Below are 18,935 nucleotides of genomic sequence, written 5' to 3' on the forward strand. Positions count from 1 at the left end.
CATTCGTTGCGGGCGAGTTGCGGCTCATTGGGAGGGACTTCCATGGCAACCAGCAACAAAGCAGACCATCAGTCTGTCTCCGAAGCGTTTCGGAAACTGATCCGTTCCGAGGGCTATCGTCATAACGTACAAACGTTCTTAAATCTGGGGGTCGAACCAGAACTGCCGCCAAACCTTCAGTCATTACTTGCGGCCATTGATCGGGCCAAAGAGGGGCCGACCGAAGAAGTCCCTTAGCTCCTCGGCAGCAAGCGTCATTACCTGCTGCATGTCAGCGCCGTAGCGACGGTAGTCCTTGTAGTGGAAGGTGATGCCGGCCTCATCGAAGCCGATCAGGCGGCGGTTCGAGATTGCCACGCGGTGGGTGTAGCGCGACAGATAGGCGAGCACCGCCTCCGGCCCGGCGAACGGCGCCTTGGCGTAGACCACCCAACACTTCTTCCGAACAGGAGCAAGGTGGTGCAGGAATGCGCGTCGATCGGACAGGTGCACCAGCGATCCGAAGAAGGCGAGCCGCCCGGCGTCGTGCAGAGCGACCAGCCGGGCGAGGAAGAGCCGTCGGAACAGTTTGCCGAGCACGCGCACCGGGAGCAGGAAGGCCGGCCGCGAGGAGACCCATCGGCTATCGCCCAGTGCGATGCCGCCGCCCGGCACGATTATGTGCACGTGCGGATGGTGGGTCATCGCCGATCCCCAGGTGTGGAGCACGGCGGTGATGCCGATGCGCGCGCCGAGGTGTTTTGGATCGGCTGCGATCGTCAGCATCGTCTGTCATGATCACGGAATCGGGACCCGATATTTTCGCGCAAAAGGAACCCCGGTTTTGGGGCGGTGAAGGGCACGAAGCGCCAGGATTCGTTGCCGGTCTCGGCGATCTCGCAGTGATGGGTGAGGCGGTCGAGCAGCGCGGTTGTCATCTTGGCGTCGCCGAAGACGCTCGGCCATTCCCCGAAGGCGAGATTGGTGGTGATGATGACACTGGTGCGTTCGTAAAGCTTCGAGACCAGATGGAAGAGCAATTGCCCGTCGGCCAGAGCGAAGGGCAGATAGCCGAGCTCATCGAGTACGACGAAGTCGAGCCGGGTCAGGTGATCGGCAATGCGGCCCTGGCGGCCGGAGCGGGTTCGGTCTCGAGCCTGTTGACGAGGTCGACGACATTGAAGAAGCGCCCGCGTGCGCCGTTGCGGATGAGAGAACGGGCAATTGGCTGGCCGAACCTCTGACAGAGGCACGCGGAAGGCCATCGATCTTCGCCCTCTAGCCATCATGCGCTATCGCACGACCGGTTCAATCGGGAACCGGAGCAAACCTGCGTCGGGATCGAGTTATGTTTAAAAATTAACAAAATCACTCTATAATTTAGATAAAGATAGACATATTGATGGAGATGGCGTATCGTCAGATGGAGGCTGACATCGGGAAGGGGCCTCGACACCCAGGGAGGAGATATAAAAATGAAATCGAAGCTGGTTTTGCACGCTTCCGTCGCGACCTTGCTTGCGGCAGGCTGCTGCGTTGCCTTTAGCGCTTTTGCAGGGGAAAAGCCCAAGGGGCTGATGCTCTTTTCGTACCTCGGCGATCAGGCCTATGTTCGCCAGTACAATGTCGCCAAAGGCCGGGCAGGCAAGATTGAAGATGTCCAGATCGACGTCAAATCGGGCACCTCGCGCGGCGACGTCAATTTCTTCATTCAGGAAATCGTCAACGCCCCCGCTGAAGGCTACAAGGTTATCGGCGTCAACACCGGTGCCACCTCCAAGGAACTGGTAAGCGCGCTCAACGATGCGACCAGGCAAGGCATCAAGGTGCTGTCCTTCGACGGCGCGCCACCGCCGATCGACGACCTGACGGCGCAGGTGAATTATGATCCGGTCGGGGCCGAGAAGGCAGTCGTGCAGGAGTTTGCCAAACAACTCCCTGCGGGAGGCGAGATTGGCGTCATCCGCTGTATTGCGGGCCTGGCGGATACCGACGCGTTCATCAATGCTTTCAAGGATGCGTTGAAGGGTACGAAGTTCAGCATCGTTGCCGAGGGCGACGCCCGTTGCGACCCCGAGAAATCGCGCACGATCGCCGAGGGCATGTTGAACGCGCATCCAAATCTGGTCGGCATCTACGATATCTTTGACGTCTCGGCACAGGGCACGCTGCAGGCGCTCGAGGCAGCCGGCTCCAATGTCATCGTTGGTTCGGTCGGCGGCCAGGAGTACGCGCTGAAGGCGATCGCTGCGGGCAACAAGAACTGGAAGTTCACGGTCCCTTACCCGTTCGAGGTGATCGCCAGAACAGCCACGGACACCACTGCTGACCTGGTGCGCGGTAAAAGCGTTGAAAAGCTTGTGGTGGTGCCGGCGCAGCCCGTCCAAACCTCGGAGAATGCGGGTGGCATGCTGAAGACGGTCTCCGACGTTGTGGCGGGCAACGTTGATGACGTCGTGAAATAGCGCCACCGATGGAAGCGCACGTCAACATTGCGGGGAAATCATCCGACCCGGCGGCGGGGCGCCGCGATCACCTCTCCATCCTGCTATGGCTTCTGCAGGCCGGGCCGATCATAATTCTCGTAACCCTGGTCGTGGCATTCGGCCTGCTTGCCCCGCATTTCATTTCGGTGCGCAATCTTCAGAACCTCCTGGCCCAAAGCGCGATTGTCTGCGCCTTGGGCCTAGGGCAATTCCTCGTGATCCTGGTTCGCGGCGTCGATGTCTCGGTCGGCAGCGTCATAGCGCTGAGTGTCGTGACGGTGGCCACGCTCATCGGTGTCGATCAACCCAGCTCGATTGCGCTGGTCATCTATCCTCTTGTTGGTCTGATTGTCGGACTGATCAACGGCTTCCTCATCGTTAAAGGCGGCATTCCGCAGCCCCTCGTGGTCACCGTCGCGATGCTCGGCATTGTTGCCGGTGTCGCATTGCTCATCAGCGGCGGCAACACGCTCGTGGGTGTTTCGCCCGCCGTGCATTGGCTGGCAAACGGCAAGATGCTGGGCATACCTGCCGCCGCCTTGATGGTCCTGGTTCTTGCAGGGTTGTTCTGGCTCATGTTGCGGCGTACGCAATGGGGCCGCTGGCTCTATGCGGTTGGTGGCAATCCGGATGTCGCGCAATGGGTTGGGCTTCCGCGCGACAGGTTGATCATGAGCGCCTATGCCATCTGTGGGACGACAGCGGGCATCGCAGGCATGCTGTATCACGGTCGGACCGGGTCGGCTTCGCCTCTTTCGGGCATCGGCTATGAACTGGACGCCATCACGGCGGTGGTTGTCGGCGGCGCAAGTCTCTTCGGCGGTCGCGGCAGCATCACCAACGTGCTGTTCGGCGCGCTCATCATCGCCACGATCCGCAGTGGCCTTCAGCAACTCGACGTCTCTCCGTTCTGGTCATCGGTGGCAATCGGCGTCGGCATCCTGCTGGCCCTTGAACTCGATGTCTTGCGCAAACACATCGAGACCCGCATTCGAACGCTGCGTGCGAGGCAGGTGAGCCAATGAGTGTCGCCTCGCCAGACAGCATTTCCAACATGGCCACCGATGCGCGTCTGGTTCTCTCGGTGCGGGACGCGCGCAAGGCCTACGGGTTCGTAACGGCGCTGGCTGGTGCGTCGCTTGACCTCCATGAGGGCGAGATTGTTGCCTTGCTCGGCGACAACGGCGCCGGAAAGTCGACACTCATCAAGGCGATCACCGGCATCGTAACGCTGGATTCGGGTGACATCGAGCTTGACGGACACCCATTGCGGCTGCGTTCGCCCGCCGACGCGCGTGCATCGGGCATCGAGACCGTGTTTCAGGACCTTGCTGTCTTCGACAATCTGACCGTATCCGACAACTTCCTGATCGGACGCGAGCAGACGCGGCCACGCTGGCTCGGTCCGCTGGGCTTCCTTTCCGCTGGACAAGAGCAGCGACAGTGGCTGCAGCATGCCAGCGCATTGAGCGTCAGCCATGTCTCACCTTCCCAGGAGATCGGACTGATGTCGGGTGGCCAGCGTCAGGCTGTCGCGGTTGCACGGGCAGTGGCGTTCGCCCGACGGGTGGTCATTCTGGATGAACCTACGGCGGCACTTGGTGTGCGGGAATCCGACGAGATATTGACGATGGTAAGACGCCTGCCGGAGCGAGGCCTGTCAGTCATCATCGTAAGCCACAACATGGACCACGTCGTGCGCGTGGCGCACCGTGCTGTCGTCATGCGGCAAGGCCGGAGTGTCGGCGAGATGACTGTAGGCCAAGGCGTTCAGAAGGATCTTGTCGCAATGATCATGGGCGTCACCTGAAACAGCGTCATCCGGAAATCCTGCCGCTTTGTAAAAGTGGATTGGCGCGGTCGACGGCAAGTCGATCGATGAGTTCCTCCACTTTCCCGAGGCTGAAGATATCCTCAAGCGCCAGATAGGCAGCGCCAAAAAGGGCACTGTCCTTTTGCGGGTTGGCAAGCACGATCTGCAACTCGCGCGTGGCGAGCGGCAGGCATCGCTGGTAGACGAGTTCGCGGATACCCGACAACAGAAACTCTCCGCCCCTGGCCAGCGTGCCGCCGACCACGATCAGGCTCGGATTGAGGATGCTGACGACATCGGAGGCGACTTCGCCGATCACCCGCCCGGCGCTGCGCAGCAGCATCAGGGCTTCCGGCTTCTGCATTTCAACCAACAAAATGACATCGCGGGCGTTCTCCGCCTTGAAGCCTTTGCTTGAGAGATCCCGGGCAATCGCCCAGCCGCCGGCGCGGGCTTCAACGCAACCGAGCTTGCCACAGCGGCACAAAGGCGCGTTCTCGGAGTTGAACTGGATATGGCCGATGTCGCCGGCCGCGCCCTGAGCGCCACGAAAGATCTTGCCGCCCGCGATAATGCCGCTGCCGATACCCGTTCCCGCCTTGATGAAGAACATGTCATCAACATGCGGGAAATTCTGGCGATGCTCGTGGATCGTCATGAGGTTCACGTCATTTTCGACATAGATTGGCACATCGAAGCGACGGCGCAGCCAGCTGATGGTGTCGAATTCGTCCCACCCGTGGAGCACCGAAGGACCGACGACGCGGCCCCGTTTGAAATCCACCGGCGTGGGCATGCTGAGGCTGACTCCAAAAAGCGAGCCATGGCTGGTCCGGGCCTTCGCTGCGAGGATGTCGAACCCGTCGGCAATCTGCTCGAGGGAAACCGCCGGTCCGTCCGACGCGTTGAACGGTATTGTACTTTGCGAGACGACAGCGGGTTCGAGGTCCATGGCGGCAAGATGGATGTAGGTTTCGCCGATATTGGCGACGAGAAAGAAGCCCGCCCGCTCATTGATCCCAAGCACGCGCGTCGGCCTTCCGCCGCTCGGCATGGTGCGCGCCGTCTCGCGGATCAGACCGGAGTCGATCAGCGCATTCAGGCGCTGGGTGACGGTCACGCGTGACAATCCGGACGCGTCGAGCAACGCCGACCGGGACGTGGCGGCGCCGGTGGCAATCAGCGAGAGAATTTCCCCGCTGTTTGCAAGCGCGGGATGCTCCGCCGTACCATTTGTCCTGACCATTCCGCACTTTCCCGTTCGCCCTGAGATTTAGCCATAAACCCCCGGGAGATAAAGGCGTGTCTGCAAGAAAGCTGCATAGCTTTTGTACAAAAATATGCAATAATACGTTGACTTAAAGATATATCGGTGGCTAAGAGGATGTCGCCCGGGAGGAACAGATGAACTTGCGTGGACCGCCCCGCGCTGTTGCGATGTTTCTCCGTCACTCGATCGACGGAATCTCACATGTTGTCAGCGCAAAAGGACTTCGCCCGCCCGGATCTCCTGGCGAACGCCATTCGCGCGCTGTCAATGGATGCGGTCGAGAACGCCAAGTCCGGCCATCCAGGCATGCCGATGGGCATGGCCGAGATCGCGGTCGCGCTCTGGCACCGGCACCTTCGTCACAATCCATCCAATCCGGCCTGGACCGACCGCGACCGCGTTGTGCTCAGCAACGGCCACGGCTCGATGCTGCTCTACGGCGTGCTTCATCTCACAGGGTACGATGTCTCGATCGCCGATCTCCGGCAGTTTAGGCAGCTTGGCAGCAGGACGCCGGGCCATCCCGAATTCGGCTATACGCCGGGAGTTGAAGTTACGACCGGGCCGCTCGGGCAAGGCCTCGCAAATGCCGTCGGCATGGCAATTGCCGAAAAGACGCTGGCCGCCAAATTCAACCGATCCGGACACGACATTGTCGACCACCACACCTTTGTCCTGGCAGGCGACGGCTGCCTGATGGAAGGCATTTCGCATGAGGCTTGCTCGCTTGCCGGAACGCTCGGCCTTGGCAAGCTGATCGTGCTCTACGACGACAACGGCATCTCCATCGACGGCCATGTCGGCGGCTGGTTTTCGGAGGATACGCCCAAGCGCTTCGAGGCCTATGGCTGGCAGGTCATTGCCGATGTGGACGGGCACGATGTCGAGGCGGTCGACCGGGCGATTTCCGCGGCGAAGGCGCAACCAGCCCGCCCGACGCTGATCTGCTGCAAGACCATGATCGGCAAGGGGGCGCCGACGAAAGCCGGAAGTCACGATAGCCATGGCTCTCCGCTCGGCGCCGACGAGGTCGGCCGGGCTCGGCTCGCGCTCGATTGGCCGCATGCGCCGTTCGCCGTTCCAGGAGAGATTGACGACGCGTGGAACGCCTCGGTCGGGGGGGCTGCATCGGAGGCCGCCTGGCGCCGCCGCTTCGAGGCATACCGCGCGGCCTACCCCGATGATGCGGAGGAGTTCGAACGGCGAGCCACGCACCATCTTCCCGCAGGCTTCGCCGCCAAGGCGGATGCGTTCGTTGCGCAAACCGTCGAGAAGGCCGAAATGCTGGCGACACGCAAGGCAAGCCAGAATGCCATTCAGGCCTTTGCCGGCTTGCTTCCCGAACTGATCGGCGGTTCCGCCGATCTGGCCAGTTCGAACCTCACGCTTTGGAAGGGGGCCGAACCGATCACATCCATCTCGGGCGGCAACTATATCTATTATGGCGTGCGCGAGTTTGGAATGGCCGCGATCATGAACGGCCTGATGGTCCATGGCGGGTTTCGTCCATTCGGTGGCACGTTCCTGATGTTCTCGGAATACGCGCGCAACGCCCTGCGGATGGCAGCGCTGATGAAGCTTGGTGCCATCTATGTCTTTACCCACGATTCCATCGCGCTCGGTCAGGACGGTCCGACGCATCAGCCCATCGAGCAGTTGGCCACGCTCCGTTTGATGCCCAACATGGATGTATGGCGACCGTGCGACACCGTTGAAACGACGGTTGCCTGGCAGATTGCGCTTGAGCAGGTGGCGACGCCGACAAGTCTCGCGCTTAGCCGGCAGAACCTGCCGTTTCAGCCGCGCGACCAAGCCCAGGTTCAAGCGGTGCGCAGGGGCGGATACGTGCTGCGCCGTGAAGACGGCTGGCTGGACGCTGTCGTCATCGCAACCGGTTCCGAAGTGCAGCTCGCAGTCGGCGCCCGCGAGCGACTTGCTAAGCAAGGGATCCAGGTTCGTGTGGTCTCCATGCCGTCCACCAGTGCCTTCGACCGGCAGGACGACGGCTACAAGACCGAGGTGCTGCCGCGCGGCGTTCCCCGCATCTCCGTCGAAGCTGGCGTCACCGACAATTGGCGCAAATATGTCGGCCTCGAAGGCGAATGCGTCGGCATCGACACGTTTGGCGAATCGGCCCCGGCCGAGATCCTCTACGAGCATTTCCAGCTGACCGTCGAGGCCGTCGAAAAGGCGGTTTACAGGGCGCTTGAGAAACATGGCCGCGCTGCGTCGCCGGAGTTGGGAAGGCAGCAGGCGAGATGACCGCTACCTATGTCATCGGACTGGATTACGGCACCGGATCAGCCCGCGGCGTCCTGATCGACGCCGCAACCGGCGAGCAGATCGGCAGCCACACGCATGCCTATCGCCATGACGTCATGACGCAAAGCCTTCCTGACGGCACGCCCTTGCCACGCTCATGGGCGTTGCAGAACGCCGCCGACTATCTCGATGCTGCGGAAGAAATCCTTGATGTGCTGGGGCGCGGACGGATCATCGAGTCGATCGGACTGGGCTTTTCGGCAAGCTCGCCGATGCCAACCACCACCGACGGCACAGCCCTTTCCGAACTTCACCCCGGCGAGCCTCATGCCTATGTCAAGCTGTGGAAACATCGCGCCGCACAGCCCTACGCAGACGCGATCAACCGTCGGGGCGGATCCTTCCTGCGCAATTTCGGCGGCAAGCTTTCCGGGGAATGGCTGCTTCCGAAGGCCGCCCAGATTGCGGACGAGGCGCCAGGCATCTGGAGCGAGGTCGGCCGGTTCATCGAGTCCGGCGATTGGCTTGTCTGGCAACTGACCGGCTCCGAAGTGCGCAGTCTGGGTTTTGCGGCCTACAAGGCCCAGTATTCCGAGACCGAAGGCTATCCGCAGGGAATCGTGCCCGGTCTTTCCGAAAGATTGTCGGTGCCGCACCGTATCGGCACTTCGGCTGGAGGCCTGTCTGAGGCATGGCGGACGCGCACGGGGATCACTGGCCGCGCGATCGTCGCAGTGGCGGTTATCGATTCACACGTCGTGCTGCCCGCGGTCGGGGCCGTGTCGTCCGGCTGTCTCGTCGGTGCGCTCGGAACGTCTGCGGTCTATCTCTTTTTGAACGAACAGTTCCGTCCTTTGCCTCCCGGCATCGAAGGTGTGGCCAAGGATGGATCGGTTCGCGATCTCTGGTGCTACGAGGCCGGGCAGGCCGGGTTTGGCGACATGCTCGCCTGGTTCGTGAAGGCCTTTCCGCGTGGCGCGGACGAGGCTGAAAGTTTCCGTATCTACAACCGTGAGGCAGCCGGGCTCGAACCCGCCGCCAACCATCTCGTGGCGCTTGACTGGTGGAACGGCAACCGGGTGCCGCTCGCGGATTCAGACCTCAGCGGCCTGCTTCTCGGTCTCACCACCGAAACCACGGGCGTCGGCATCTACCGCGCACTGATCGAGTCGCTGTGTTTTGGCGCTCGCACGGTGGTCGACCTCTTCGAGGCCGGCGATTTTGGCATCAACCGCATCATCCTGACGAGCGGGCTGGCCCAGAACAATCCATTGCTGGTGCAGATCATGGCCGACGTGCTGGGGCGCGTCGTGGAGGTTCCAAGCATTGCCCATGCGACGGCCGTCGGCGCGGCGGTTCATGGCGCGGTCGCGGCCGAACTGGTGAGCGGCTTCGCCGAGGGCACGGCCCGCTTCGGCGCACGCACCTTCACCCCCTATCACCCACGCCGCGAAAGCGCGGCCGCCTACCGGTCTCTCTACAAAAATTATCGGCAGCTCAGCGACAGCCGGACCGTACGCAACGCCATGCATGATCTGAACAGGGCGGCGTCGCTCGACCGGCCGGAGAAAGAAACGAAATCGGTGGCCTGAGCAAGGCGATTGCCAACCCCGTCGATCTCTTTTGCGGAACCGCCATCCTTCGACGTGCAGGGCACGCATGAGGCGCGGCTCGCATCTATAATTATGTATAAAAACATACATAATCATAGATATAATGTTTGACTGTATGCAAAACATATGCGTAACTCGGTGAGCCTTTGAGGAGAAAGGTTCAACAACTCGGGAGGAGTTCATGTTCACTTTGCCTATGTCGACCGGCACCAAATCCGGAACCATCGTGAAATCAGCCGTTGCGGGCCTGGTGTTCTTCGGGACCGCTTTTGCAGTGACCGGCCATGCCTCGGCCGATGAAGTCATTGTCGGCCTCGTCACCAAGACGGAGGTCAACCCGTTCTTTGTGAAAATGCGTCAGGCTGCCGAAGCGGAGGCCAAGGCCAAGGGCGTCAAATTGATCGCCCGTGCTGGCAAGTTCGACGGCGACAATGAGGGCCAGGTCACTGCGATCGAGGATCTGATCAGCGCCGGCGCCAAAGGCATATTGGTGACGCCTAACAACTCGACCGGCATGCTGGGTATCATCAAGAAGGCGCGCGATGCAGGGGTCCTCGTGATCGCGCTCGATACGGCGACCGATCCCGCCGATGCGGTCGACGCCACCTTTGCCACGGATAATTTCGAGGCCGGCGTGCAGCAGGGCGCCTATGCCCGCAAGGCGCTCGGCGACAAGAAGCCGGTGCTGGCCATGCTCGATGGAACGCCTGGCGGCACGGTCGATACGTTCCGCCACAATGGCTATCTGAAGGGCTTCGGGCTTGCCGAGGGCGATCCGGCCATCGCCGGCTCGGCCATCACCAATGGCGCGCAGGACAAGGGCCAGGTCGGCATGGAAAACCTGCTCTCCAAGAACGGCGAGATCAATGCGGTCTACACCATCAACGAGCCAGCCGCCGCCGGCGGCTATGCGGCGTTGAAATCCTTCGGCAAGGAAGCCGATGTCATGCTGACCTCGATTGACGGCGGCTGCGCCGGTGTCCGCGACGTCAAGGCCGGCAAGATCGCCGCGACCGTCATGCAGTTCCCCTACAAGATGGCGGCCATGGGCGTCGACGCGGTCGTCGATTATGCGGCCAGCGGCAAGAAGCCGAGCGGCTTCGTCAATACGGGTTCATTCCTGATCACCGACAAGCCGGTTGAAGGGATCGACTCCAAGGACACCGAATGGGGCCTCAAGAACTGCTGGGGCGACTGATATTTTGAATCCTCCCGGCGGGACCATGCCGGACAGGCCGTCGGCAAGACGGTATATCTGTATCGGCATGGTCCCGTTCGTTTCCGGCCCGACCCTTGAGGCTGGGAACGCGGCGACTGTTCCAAAGGGCACTTATGAATTCGCCATCGGCACTCTCTTTCGGCGGAACGTCCAGCATTGCCAAGAAGGTCATCGGCACGCCATCGGTGGGCCCATTGCTGGTACTGCTCGCTTTCGGCGTGATCTTTTCCCTGACCAATCCGCGTTTTCTCGCCACGCAAAACCTGTCGATCATTCTCCAGCAGACGGTGATCATCGGCACCTTGGCCATTGGCCAGACCTTGATCATCCTGACCGCCGGCATCGATCTCGCGGTGGGAGCGATATGCGTCCTGGGCACCATCCTGGCCGGAAAGCTGGCGAACAGCGGCTATGACCCGATCGCGGCCGTGGCCCTGGCCGTTCTTGCCTGCACAGCGGCGGGTGTCGCGGCTGGAAGCCTGATCAGCGGCCTGCGCCTGCCGCCTTTCATCGTGACCCTCGGTATATTGGGCATCATCACCGCCGCCCTCAGGTTGATTTCGGCGGGCGGGGCTTTTGCGGTCAACGACGACTTTCTCGGCTGGACGGGAAACACCATCCGCCTGAACGGTTTCGTCGTCACCTACGGCGTCATCATCATGCTCCTCCTCTATGGATTTATCTGGTTTCTTCTCAACCAGACGCAATGGGGACGGCATGTCTACGCGGTCGGCAACAATCCGGAAGCTGCCCGGCTTGTCGGCATACCGGTCGGTCGGCTTCTGCTCTCGGTCTACGTCCTAGCGGCGTTCATTTACGGGATCGCGGCCTGGCTGGCGCTCGGCCGAATCCCCAATGCCGACCCCAATGCCTTGCAGACCGCCAATCTCGATTCCATCACCGCCGTCGTCATCGGCGGCACCAGCCTGTTCGGCGGCCGGGGCGGATTGATCGGTACCCTAATAGGCGCGCTGATCGTCGGCGTCCTGCGCAACGGGCTGACGCTCGCCGGCATTGATCCGCTCTGGCAGGATCTGATCACAGGCATTCTCGTGATCGTGGCGGTCGCGCTCGATCAACTGACCAGGGGGAGGCGGTGATGACGCCTGTCGAGCCGAGAGCGCCAGTGGTGACCACCCCGGGTGGCGTCATCCTCGAAGCCCGCAACGTAGTCAAACGCTACGGCCACGTCACCGCTCTCGACGGTGTCGATTTCGAACTGCGCGCCGGCGAAATCCTGGCGGTGGTCGGTGACAACGGCGCTGGAAAGAGTTCGCTGATCAAGGCGCTGACTGGCGCGATCGTCCCCGACAGCGGCGACATTCTGCTGGACGGCCAACCCGTCCACTTCAAGGGTCCGCTGGAAGCACGCAAGCTCGGCATCGAGACGGTCTACCAGGATCTCGCCGTTGCGGCCGCGCTCGACATCGCCAGCAACCTGTTTCTCGGCCGGGAACGCCGCCGCCCCGGCTTCCTCGGCAATGTGCTGCGCATGCTCGACAAGAAGGGTATGCGCGCGGAGGCGGAGCGCAGCATGGCGGACCTGAAATTCCACCTGCCGTCGATCGGCAGCGCGGTCGAATCGTTGTCAGGCGGCCAGCGTCAGGGCGTCGCGGTCGCCAGAGCGGCATTGTTCGCCAAGAAGCTCGCGATCATGGATGAGCCGACGGCAGCACTCGGCGTGCGCGAAACTGGCCAGGTTCTCGACCTGATCCGGGCGATCCGCCAGCGCGGATTGCCGGTGGTCCTGATCAGCCACAACATGCCGAACGTCTTCGAAATCGCCGACCGCATCCACATCATGCGCCTGGGCAAACGTGCGGCCGTGGTCAGTCCGAAAACCCACACCATGGGCGATGTCGTCGCCATCATGACCGGCGCGGCGAAGTTCGAAAAACCGGCAGCATCAGCTTTTCGCTAATGCAATGTCGCCCAAAAGTGAGCTCGGTCTTGGGAGAACGACATGCATAAAACAAAGACCTAAAGCGGGTCGCCTGAATCCGTTCTGACGCGACACGCTTTAGGACCGCTGTCATAGGCCGAACGCATGTGGTCACCGCGAATTCATGTCGAGCTCGTTAGCCACCATCTCCATTGAGGCTCCCGCTCGACACATAATCAATAGAGGACGTCGCGAAGCAGCTCGAAGATTAGGTCAGAAAGATCGCCTGGTCATGGTACGGGTAGGCTAACGGGTCTTCGCCGGCAAACCCGGATCAATCAGCCTCGCGATCGGTGACGCGATAGAAGCCGTTGCCTGCTTTGATGAAAAGGCCAGGAACGCCAGCTCACGGCGAACAGAAAGACTTCGAGCCTGCCGGCGCTCGGCTATTTTTTCGGATACCAGGCGCCTGAATAGCTGGTCAGTGACCGCATCGTCCGGGTGCATAGTTACGTTCGGGACTTCGCGGGCGGTACTGTCCACAGCAATGCCACTGCCCTTTTTGTGCTGCAGCCGTCCGCGACCCCGATGGGACCTGGCCACATGGAGGCGACCATGCTGGTAAATGAAGCGATGACGGGGAAAGTGCGCTGGTACTCCCCCGATGCGTCGATGCAGGAAGTCGCGCGGGTCATGTGCGATGAGGGTATCGGTTGCGTGCCGATCGGCGAGAACGATCGACCCGTCGGCATGACCATGGATCGCGACGGGGTGTGCGCGGCAGGAACAATGCATGCTGGTCCCTTTGCCCACCTGGCTATCGATGCGGATGTGCCCGCCGGACTGTTTGACGAAGCCGTAGACTCGGCTGAGTCCGAGCCCTGTTCCCTCGCCATTGCTTTTTGTCGTGAAAAAGGGCTCGAAGACCTAGGCGAGAACTTGCTTGTCCATGCCGTGGCCGGTGTCGCTCAGCGTCAAGCGAACGAACAACGCCGCCAATCCTTTCAGATCAGATCGTCAGGCGCGTCACTCGTCGCGATCGTGAACCTGCCGTAGTCTGTCATTGCATGCCTGGCGTTGACCGCCAGGTTGAGAATGGCGACGTCGAGCTGATTGGCGTCGATGAGAACCGGACCGAGCGCTGGATCGAGATGACGCTCGATCCTGATGTCGCGGCCGAAGGTCCGCTCCAGCAGAGCGGTGAGCGATCCAATATGTTGGTTGAGATCGACCTTTTCGGGCTCCAGGAACTGACGCCGGGAGAAGGCGAGCAACTGCTGCGTCAGCGCGCCGCCATTTCGCGTGCGCTTCAGCATCTCCTCGATCAGCGTACCGATTTTCGGATCGGCGGGATTCTCCGCAAGCTGCTTTGCCAACTGCCGGAGGCCGGATTCGAAGAGGCGATCAGATTGTTGAAGTCATGAACGATGCCGGCTGCGATGCGACCGATGGCTTCGAGTTTTTGCGACTGCAACTGGCGTTCTTCCTGCGCGGGGCGCGCGGACACGTCGCGAAGGCTGGCGAGCAGGGCAGGTTTGCCATCCCAGGTCACCTCGACGACGCGCATCTCGACCTCGGCCGCCTTGCTGCCCGGACGGGCCACGGTGATTTCTGCGGTTTCTCCCGAGACGACGGGCCGCCCGAGGGGAACATGAAGAAGCTCTTCGAGCGGATGCCCGAAAATGCGGGCCGCGGCCGGATTCGCGTAGAGAACCGCTCCCGAAAGATCGACGACGAGGACACCGTCGGCCGTGTTCTCGATCAGGAGACGGAAACTGAGCTGGCTGATGCTGGTCAGCTGCGGATCATCGGTCAGGTCGGAAATTTCCGCCGCGCTCCGCGTCATCGTTCTGGCCTCCTCACAGGTATGACTATGACGAATCGTTCGTCGCGGAACCGCCGAAGACATCCGGCGCGCCCTCTATCGGCTGGCCGAGATGCATTCCGCCGCCATCGATCGTGAAGCGTCTGATCTGCTTGTCGTGTTCGCTGCCGCGCATCTTCAGCACCATGATGCCGCGATACATGAACTGTGCTTTCTGAATGTAGCGCAAAAGGATGAAGGAGTCGGTCAGCGTCGAGATGTGCTGTTCGCTCGCCGAATGGCCGCCGACCAGCGACTTGTCCGTGGCGGTGCAAAGTCCAGCGATTTCCCGTTTCTTGACGAAGGATGTGAGGCTGATCAGGAACTCGCGAAAGCCGGTCTCCGGCGCAATGCGTTCGAGCGCGGAAAGGCTGTCGATGGCAAGCCGATCCGGTTTGAATTCCTCGACCAATTGACGGATCATCAGCAGATGGTCGGGAAGGCTTTGCGCTTCCGGATAGAGACAGACGACCTTGAGCCCGCCTTCCGCTTCCATCGTCTCGAAATCGACACCCCAACTGCGCGCGTTGCGAATGAGCTGACCGCGGCTTTCTTCGTAGCCAACCAGTAAGGAGCGTTCGCCGGCCGCGACGCCACCGGCCAGGAAATTGGTCACCAGCAGCGTCTTGCCGGTGCCGGTCGCGCCGCTGACCAGCGTAACGCTGTCGCGGAAGAAGCCCCCGCTCGTCATCCTGTCAAGATCGGCATTGCCGCTCGTTACCGGGAGAGGTAGAGGCGGCTTAAGGCCGGCCTCCTTAGCCTCGAGAGGCGTCAATTTTCTCGGACAGCCAGGTCTTGATAAGGGACTGATAGGGCACGTCGCGCTTGTTCGCCGCGACCTTGATCCGTTCGAGCAGGCTATTGGGCAGCCGCAACGAGATCGAGGTCGACGACGGCTTGAGGTTGGGCAGGCGGACCCGCTCTGCCTTGCTCCAATCGACATGCTCACTGGAGTCGTTGGACTCCCAGAAGGCGCGCTCCTCGGCCTCCGATGCAAAGGTCGGAACCGGCTTAGCTGTCTTGGTCATAGTAGCCTCGCTCCTTGCGGCTCATATCCCGGGCGGAAATCATCCGGATCTTGGTGTCCTTGTCCCGAAGCGTGAAGGTGATGTGCAGCAGCCTTCCATCATCGGTGCGCCCGAGAGCATGAATTCGTTGCTCGATGACGCTGTGCTTTGCGTCGGGAACGGTCAGCAACGGCTCGTTGAAGAACACCTGTTCCGCCTCGGCCTGGCTGACGTCGTGCTTGTCGATGCTCTTGCGGGCATTGCCCGCATCCCAGTCGAAGCCGGCAATCCGTTCCCATTCGATCATCGATGTATATTGCCATAATATACGCGGATTTCAAGCTCCGTCAGGCGTGAGCGCTCCGCCCAGCAGATTTGGACAGCATAGGGAGAGGAAATGGAGGCAAGGAAAACCCCCTCGCTGATCGGCCAGACCGGTGGCGCTGACGCTCAACCGCCAGCCTCGCAATCCCGGCCGCGTCGTCCGGCGCAGGGCTGAAAGCCCCGCTTGTCCTGCCGGGCAGGGATGCTCACCAGGCAGTTGCACCGGCCCGCCGGCTCCGCGGGCAGGGGATGTCTTCGGAAGGAAGACGAGAAAGGACCGGTGAAAGGCCGCGTCTGCAACCCTCCAAGGAGAATTCCCATGGAACTGAAATTCGTTGATCCGCGCTCGCTCAAGGACAATCCCGACAAGGCGCGCCGTTCCAAGTCCAGCCCGCAGGCCGACGCGCTGCTGCTGGCGACGATCAAGGCTGTTGGCATCGTGCAGCCGCCCGTCGTCGCCGCAGAAACCGATGGCGGCAACGGCTTCGTCATCGACGAGGGCCACCGTCGCGTCAAGCAGGCGATTACCGCCGGCCTCGAGGAAGTCGCCGTTCTCGTCGTTCCCTGCGCCGAGGATGGCGGCGCCATGCGTTCGCTGGTCACCACGATCGCGCATGAGCAGCTTAACCCCGTTGACCAGTGGCGCGCCATCGAGCGTCTCGTGGCGCTCGGCTGGACCGAAGAGGCGATCGGCATCGCGCTCGCCCAGTCGGTGCGCCAGATCAAGAAGCTGCGCCTGCTCGCCAATGTGCTGCCGGCGATGCTGGATCATATGGCCAAGGGCGACATGCCCGACGAGCGCCAGCTCCGCGCCATCGCGGCCGCCTCGCTCGAGGAGCAGAAGGAGGTCTGGAAGGCACATAAGCCGACCAAGGGCGATCCCCAGGTCTCGTGGTGGGCTGTCGCCAACGGCCTCGCCAAGACCCGCATGTATGCGCGCGACGCCAGCTTCGGCGACGATCTGCGAGAGGCCTATGGCATCGCCTGGGTCGAGGATCTGTTCGCGCCGGCCGACCAGGACAGCCGCTACACCACCGACGTGGACGCCTTCCTGGGGGCCTAGCAGGAGTGGATGACGCAGAACCTGCCCAAGAAGGGCGTCATCGTCGAGACCAACAATTGGGGCGAGGTGAAGCTGCCGCCCAAGGCCGAACGCGTCTACAGTACGCCCAAGAAGTCGGACCACACAGCGATGTATCTTGACCGCGAGGGCAAGGTGAAGACGGTCCACTTCCGCATGCCCGAGGCCAGGAAGCCCAAGGGCAAGGGTGCGGAAGACGCCGGCGGCTCGCGGCGGTGCTCGAAGGTTCGCCCATGCCGCCCAGGCTTTCTCCGCGACAGGCCGAGATCATGATGCTGGTCAACAAAGGCATGACCAACAAACAGATCGCCAAGGATCTCGATATCTCGCCGGCGACGGTGAAGACCTTGCTCGAACGGCTGTTCCGGATTTCGAAGGCGAAGAACCGGATCGCCCTGATTCATTGGTGGCAGGGGACAGATCAGCCCAATGTGTTCGACGGCTGAGCATGGTGCGCCGGCTGCTCGGATAATTCGGCAGATAGGCTTCATTATGCCCACGGGATCCTGGTCGGCGGGGTCATCGCCGCCGCCGTCGGCAACGATCTGGTGCTGGCGCATTCCCATGATCCGCTCAAGACGGCCTAACCTAAGTCCTGATCCTCACTGGCGGACCGGCGATCTATCTGCTCGGGAGCGCCAACTACATGAAGGCGGTCTATCGTGTGGTGCCGGCATCCCAATGGCGGGCGTTCCTGCCCTGCTGCTCCTGATCCCGTCGCCTACACCGTCGACTTGCTCGCTATGGGCTGGCTGACAGAGCTGGCGCACCCACGCCCGGCAGGCATCGAAGAAACGGTGTCCGGTCCTGTCGGGCGGACCTCATTCGGCAATCGTCGTCGGCAGGAGAGCCAAAGTGTGATCGCGGCCCAAACCGGTGCTCATGACCATGTTTACGCTTGGGCCGTATGTGGCTGTTGTCTTTTGATATGGTATCGATAACATGCCTTGCGTGAAGTTGATTCCAACGGGTGGTTCATGAGCGATGCCGGACGCCGCAGAGAGCTTGTGCCCGAGTGTCCAGCGTTTTGCTTGGGCACATCGCTGCCGGCTGGTGGAGCGGCATGATGGCCAAGGCCGCCTCATCGAGACCGGGCGAGAGCCACGCCCCGACGATGGTCGACGTGGCGCGGCGGGCAGGTGTGTCCACCATGACGGTTTCACGCGCCCTGAAAGAGGGCAGCCTCGTTTCCAAGGCGACGCGGGAAAAGATCATGATCGCGGTCAACGACCTCGGCTACGTGCTCGACCAATCGGCCGGCAGCCTGTCCTCGCGCAAGACTGGATTTGTTGCCGCGATGGTTCCATCACTCAACAATTCCAACTTCGCCGATACGGCGCGCGGCATAACGGATGAACTGGAGAGCACGGGACTCCAGCTTCTGCTCGGCTACACCGACTATACGGTCGAGAAGGAGGAAAAGCTGATCGAAGCGATGCTCCGTCGGCGGCCCGAAGGCATCATTCTGACCGGCGGCGCCCATACGGAGCGCGCCCGCCGGCTTCTTAAAAACGCGGGCATCCCTGTAGTCGAAACCTGGGAGTTGCCGGCGAAACCCATCGATCAGGTGGTCGGATTCTCCAATGAAGAGGCGATGGGACTTCTCGTCAAGACGCTGGCCAGAAAAGGCTACAATAAATTCGGTTACATCGGTGGCACGACCTCGCGCGACACGCGCGGCAGCCAACGGCGCGAAGGCTTTGTCAGAGCCATTGAGGAGCTCGGCCTGCCAACCGGGCGCCTCGTTTCCTTTGGCGTGCCGCCGATATCCATCGAGCAGGGAGGCCAGGCCGTCGTCAGCATGCTGGAGCGCTGGCCGGACACGCAAGCCGTACTCTGCGTTTCGGACCTTTCGGCCTTCGGCGCACTGATGGAATGCAAGCGCCGGGGCATGCGGATCCCGCAGGACATCGCCATTGCCGGCTTCGGCGACTACGAGGTAGCCGCCTTTTGCCATCCCGGCATCACCACCGTGAATGTCGACTGCTACGGCATCGGGCAACAGGCCGCCCGCAGATTGATCCAGGTGATCCGAGGCGACGAGAAACGACACGGCGAAGAAATCGTCCTCACAAGCTATCGCGTCGTCGAGCGCGAAAGCACCTGAGTTCCTGCATCGATTCAAACGCAGCGAA

General features: G+C 61.6%; 16 protein-coding genes and 4 pseudogenes. 11 read left to right on the top strand and 9 right to left on the bottom strand.

Annotated features, from left to right (window positions below; genetic code table 11):
• Positions 1-237 precede the first annotated feature (237 nt).
• Together NKJ81_RS22810 and NKJ81_RS22815 are read right to left on the bottom strand one after the other, a co-directional pair.
• Positions 238-768, bottom strand: a pseudogene (locus NKJ81_RS22810) (IS91 family transposase); the annotation flags it as partial.
• A pseudogene (locus tag NKJ81_RS22815) lies at positions 759-1,204 on the bottom strand (ATP-binding protein); the annotation flags it as partial. The pseudogenes NKJ81_RS22810 and NKJ81_RS22815, both read right to left, overlap by 10 nt.
• Positions 1,205-1,454: 250 nt before the next feature.
• Between NKJ81_RS22815 and NKJ81_RS22820 the strand changes: the two are divergent.
• The 3 genes from NKJ81_RS22820 to NKJ81_RS22830 are packed head-to-tail and all read left to right on the top strand — an operon-like array spanning position 1,455 to position 4,275.
• Positions 1,455-2,444 (top strand): sugar ABC transporter substrate-binding protein, encoded by a 990-nt coding sequence (locus NKJ81_RS22820; protein WP_352541816.1) that lies wholly within the window; start codon positions 1,455-1,457, stop codon positions 2,442-2,444.
• An 8-nt stretch (positions 2,445-2,452) separates the two neighbouring features.
• Positions 2,453-3,490 (top strand): ABC transporter permease, encoded by a 1,038-nt coding sequence (locus NKJ81_RS22825; RefSeq protein ID WP_352541817.1) that lies wholly within the window; start codon positions 2,453-2,455, stop codon positions 3,488-3,490.
• The gene (locus tag NKJ81_RS22830; RefSeq protein ID WP_352541818.1) at positions 3,487-4,275 is read left to right on the top strand and encodes an ATP-binding cassette domain-containing protein; all 789 of its coding nucleotides are present in this window, start codon (positions 3,487-3,489) and stop codon (positions 4,273-4,275) included. The genes NKJ81_RS22825 and NKJ81_RS22830 overlap by 4 nt, the downstream gene beginning before the upstream one ends.
• A 7-nt stretch (positions 4,276-4,282) precedes the next feature.
• On the opposite strand, the gene NKJ81_RS22835 is transcribed toward NKJ81_RS22830, so the two are convergent.
• Complete coding sequence (locus tag NKJ81_RS22835) at positions 4,283-5,524, bottom strand: ROK family transcriptional regulator (protein WP_352541819.1); 1,242 nt, start codon at positions 5,522-5,524, stop codon at positions 4,283-4,285.
• A 225-nt stretch (positions 5,525-5,749) separates the two neighbouring features.
• On the opposite strand from NKJ81_RS22835, the gene tkt reads away from it, so the two are divergent.
• The 5 genes from tkt to NKJ81_RS22860 all read left to right on the top strand — a co-directional run bounded on the left by tkt (position 5,750) and on the right by NKJ81_RS22860 (position 12,563).
• Complete coding sequence (gene tkt / locus NKJ81_RS22840) at positions 5,750-7,810, top strand: transketolase (protein WP_352541820.1); 2,061 nt, start codon at positions 5,750-5,752, stop codon at positions 7,808-7,810.
• Positions 7,807-9,402, top strand: coding sequence for an FGGY-family carbohydrate kinase (locus NKJ81_RS22845; protein ID WP_352541821.1), 1,596 nt, complete (start codon positions 7,807-7,809; stop codon positions 9,400-9,402). The genes tkt and NKJ81_RS22845 overlap by 4 nt, the downstream gene beginning before the upstream one ends.
• Before the next feature lie 202 nt (positions 9,403-9,604).
• Complete coding sequence (locus NKJ81_RS22850; protein ID WP_352541822.1) at positions 9,605-10,621, top strand: substrate-binding domain-containing protein; 1,017 nt, start codon at positions 9,605-9,607, stop codon at positions 10,619-10,621.
• A 134-nt stretch (positions 10,622-10,755) separates the two neighbouring features.
• Positions 10,756-11,742: an ABC transporter permease gene (locus tag NKJ81_RS22855; protein WP_352541823.1), complete on the top strand. Its 987-nt coding sequence runs from the start codon at positions 10,756-10,758 to the stop codon at positions 11,740-11,742.
• On the top strand, positions 11,742-12,563 hold the full coding sequence (locus NKJ81_RS22860; RefSeq protein ID WP_352541824.1) for an ATP-binding cassette domain-containing protein: 822 nt from the start codon (positions 11,742-11,744) through the stop codon (positions 12,561-12,563). The genes NKJ81_RS22855 and NKJ81_RS22860 overlap by 1 nt, the downstream gene beginning before the upstream one ends.
• A 267-nt stretch (positions 12,564-12,830) precedes the next feature.
• Here the strand turns inward: NKJ81_RS22860 and NKJ81_RS22865 are convergent.
• The 6 genes and pseudogenes from NKJ81_RS22865 to NKJ81_RS22890 form a co-directional block, all read right to left on the bottom strand.
• Positions 12,831-13,391, bottom strand: a pseudogene (locus NKJ81_RS22865) (hypothetical protein); the annotation flags it as partial.
• A 137-nt stretch (positions 13,392-13,528) separates the two neighbouring features.
• Positions 13,529-13,900 carry a hypothetical protein gene (locus NKJ81_RS22870; RefSeq protein WP_352541825.1) on the bottom strand — a complete coding sequence of 124 codons (372 nt, stop codon included), beginning with the start codon at positions 13,898-13,900 and terminating at the stop codon, positions 13,529-13,531.
• Positions 13,849-14,370, bottom strand: coding sequence for a PAS domain-containing protein (locus tag NKJ81_RS22875; protein ID WP_352541826.1), 522 nt, complete (start codon positions 14,368-14,370; stop codon positions 13,849-13,851). Before NKJ81_RS22875 ends, NKJ81_RS22870 begins: the two co-directional genes overlap by 52 nt.
• Before the next feature lie 25 nt (positions 14,371-14,395).
• The gene (locus NKJ81_RS22880) at positions 14,396-15,163 is read right to left on the bottom strand and encodes an ATPase domain-containing protein (protein WP_352541827.1); all 768 of its coding nucleotides are present in this window, start codon (positions 15,161-15,163) and stop codon (positions 14,396-14,398) included.
• Positions 15,144-15,416: a BrnA antitoxin family protein gene (locus NKJ81_RS22885; RefSeq protein ID WP_352474883.1), complete on the bottom strand. Its 273-nt coding sequence runs from the start codon at positions 15,414-15,416 to the stop codon at positions 15,144-15,146. The genes NKJ81_RS22880 and NKJ81_RS22885 overlap by 20 nt, the downstream gene beginning before the upstream one ends.
• The gene (locus NKJ81_RS22890) at positions 15,400-15,702 is read right to left on the bottom strand and encodes a BrnT family toxin (RefSeq protein WP_352541828.1); all 303 of its coding nucleotides are present in this window, start codon (positions 15,700-15,702) and stop codon (positions 15,400-15,402) included. Before NKJ81_RS22890 ends, NKJ81_RS22885 begins: the two co-directional genes overlap by 17 nt.
• A gap of 336 nt (positions 15,703-16,038) precedes the next feature.
• On the opposite strand from NKJ81_RS22890, the pseudogene NKJ81_RS22895 reads away from it, so the two are divergent.
• From NKJ81_RS22895 to NKJ81_RS22905, 3 genes and pseudogenes are all read left to right on the top strand, one after another.
• Positions 16,039-17,010: pseudogene (locus tag NKJ81_RS22895) on the top strand (ParB N-terminal domain-containing protein); the annotation flags it as partial.
• A 59-nt stretch (positions 17,011-17,069) separates the two neighbouring features.
• Positions 17,070-17,246 carry a helix-turn-helix domain-containing protein gene (locus NKJ81_RS22900; RefSeq protein WP_352541829.1) on the top strand — a complete coding sequence of 59 codons (177 nt, stop codon included), beginning with the start codon at positions 17,070-17,072 and terminating at the stop codon, positions 17,244-17,246.
• A 668-nt stretch (positions 17,247-17,914) separates the two neighbouring features.
• The gene (locus NKJ81_RS22905) at positions 17,915-18,907 is read left to right on the top strand and encodes a LacI family DNA-binding transcriptional regulator (RefSeq protein WP_352541907.1); all 993 of its coding nucleotides are present in this window, start codon (positions 17,915-17,917) and stop codon (positions 18,905-18,907) included.
• Positions 18,908-18,935 lie beyond the last annotated feature (28 nt).

The organism is Mesorhizobium sp. M0018, from assembly GCF_040323955.1.
Taxonomy (GTDB): Bacteria; Pseudomonadota; Alphaproteobacteria; order Rhizobiales; family Rhizobiaceae; genus Mesorhizobium.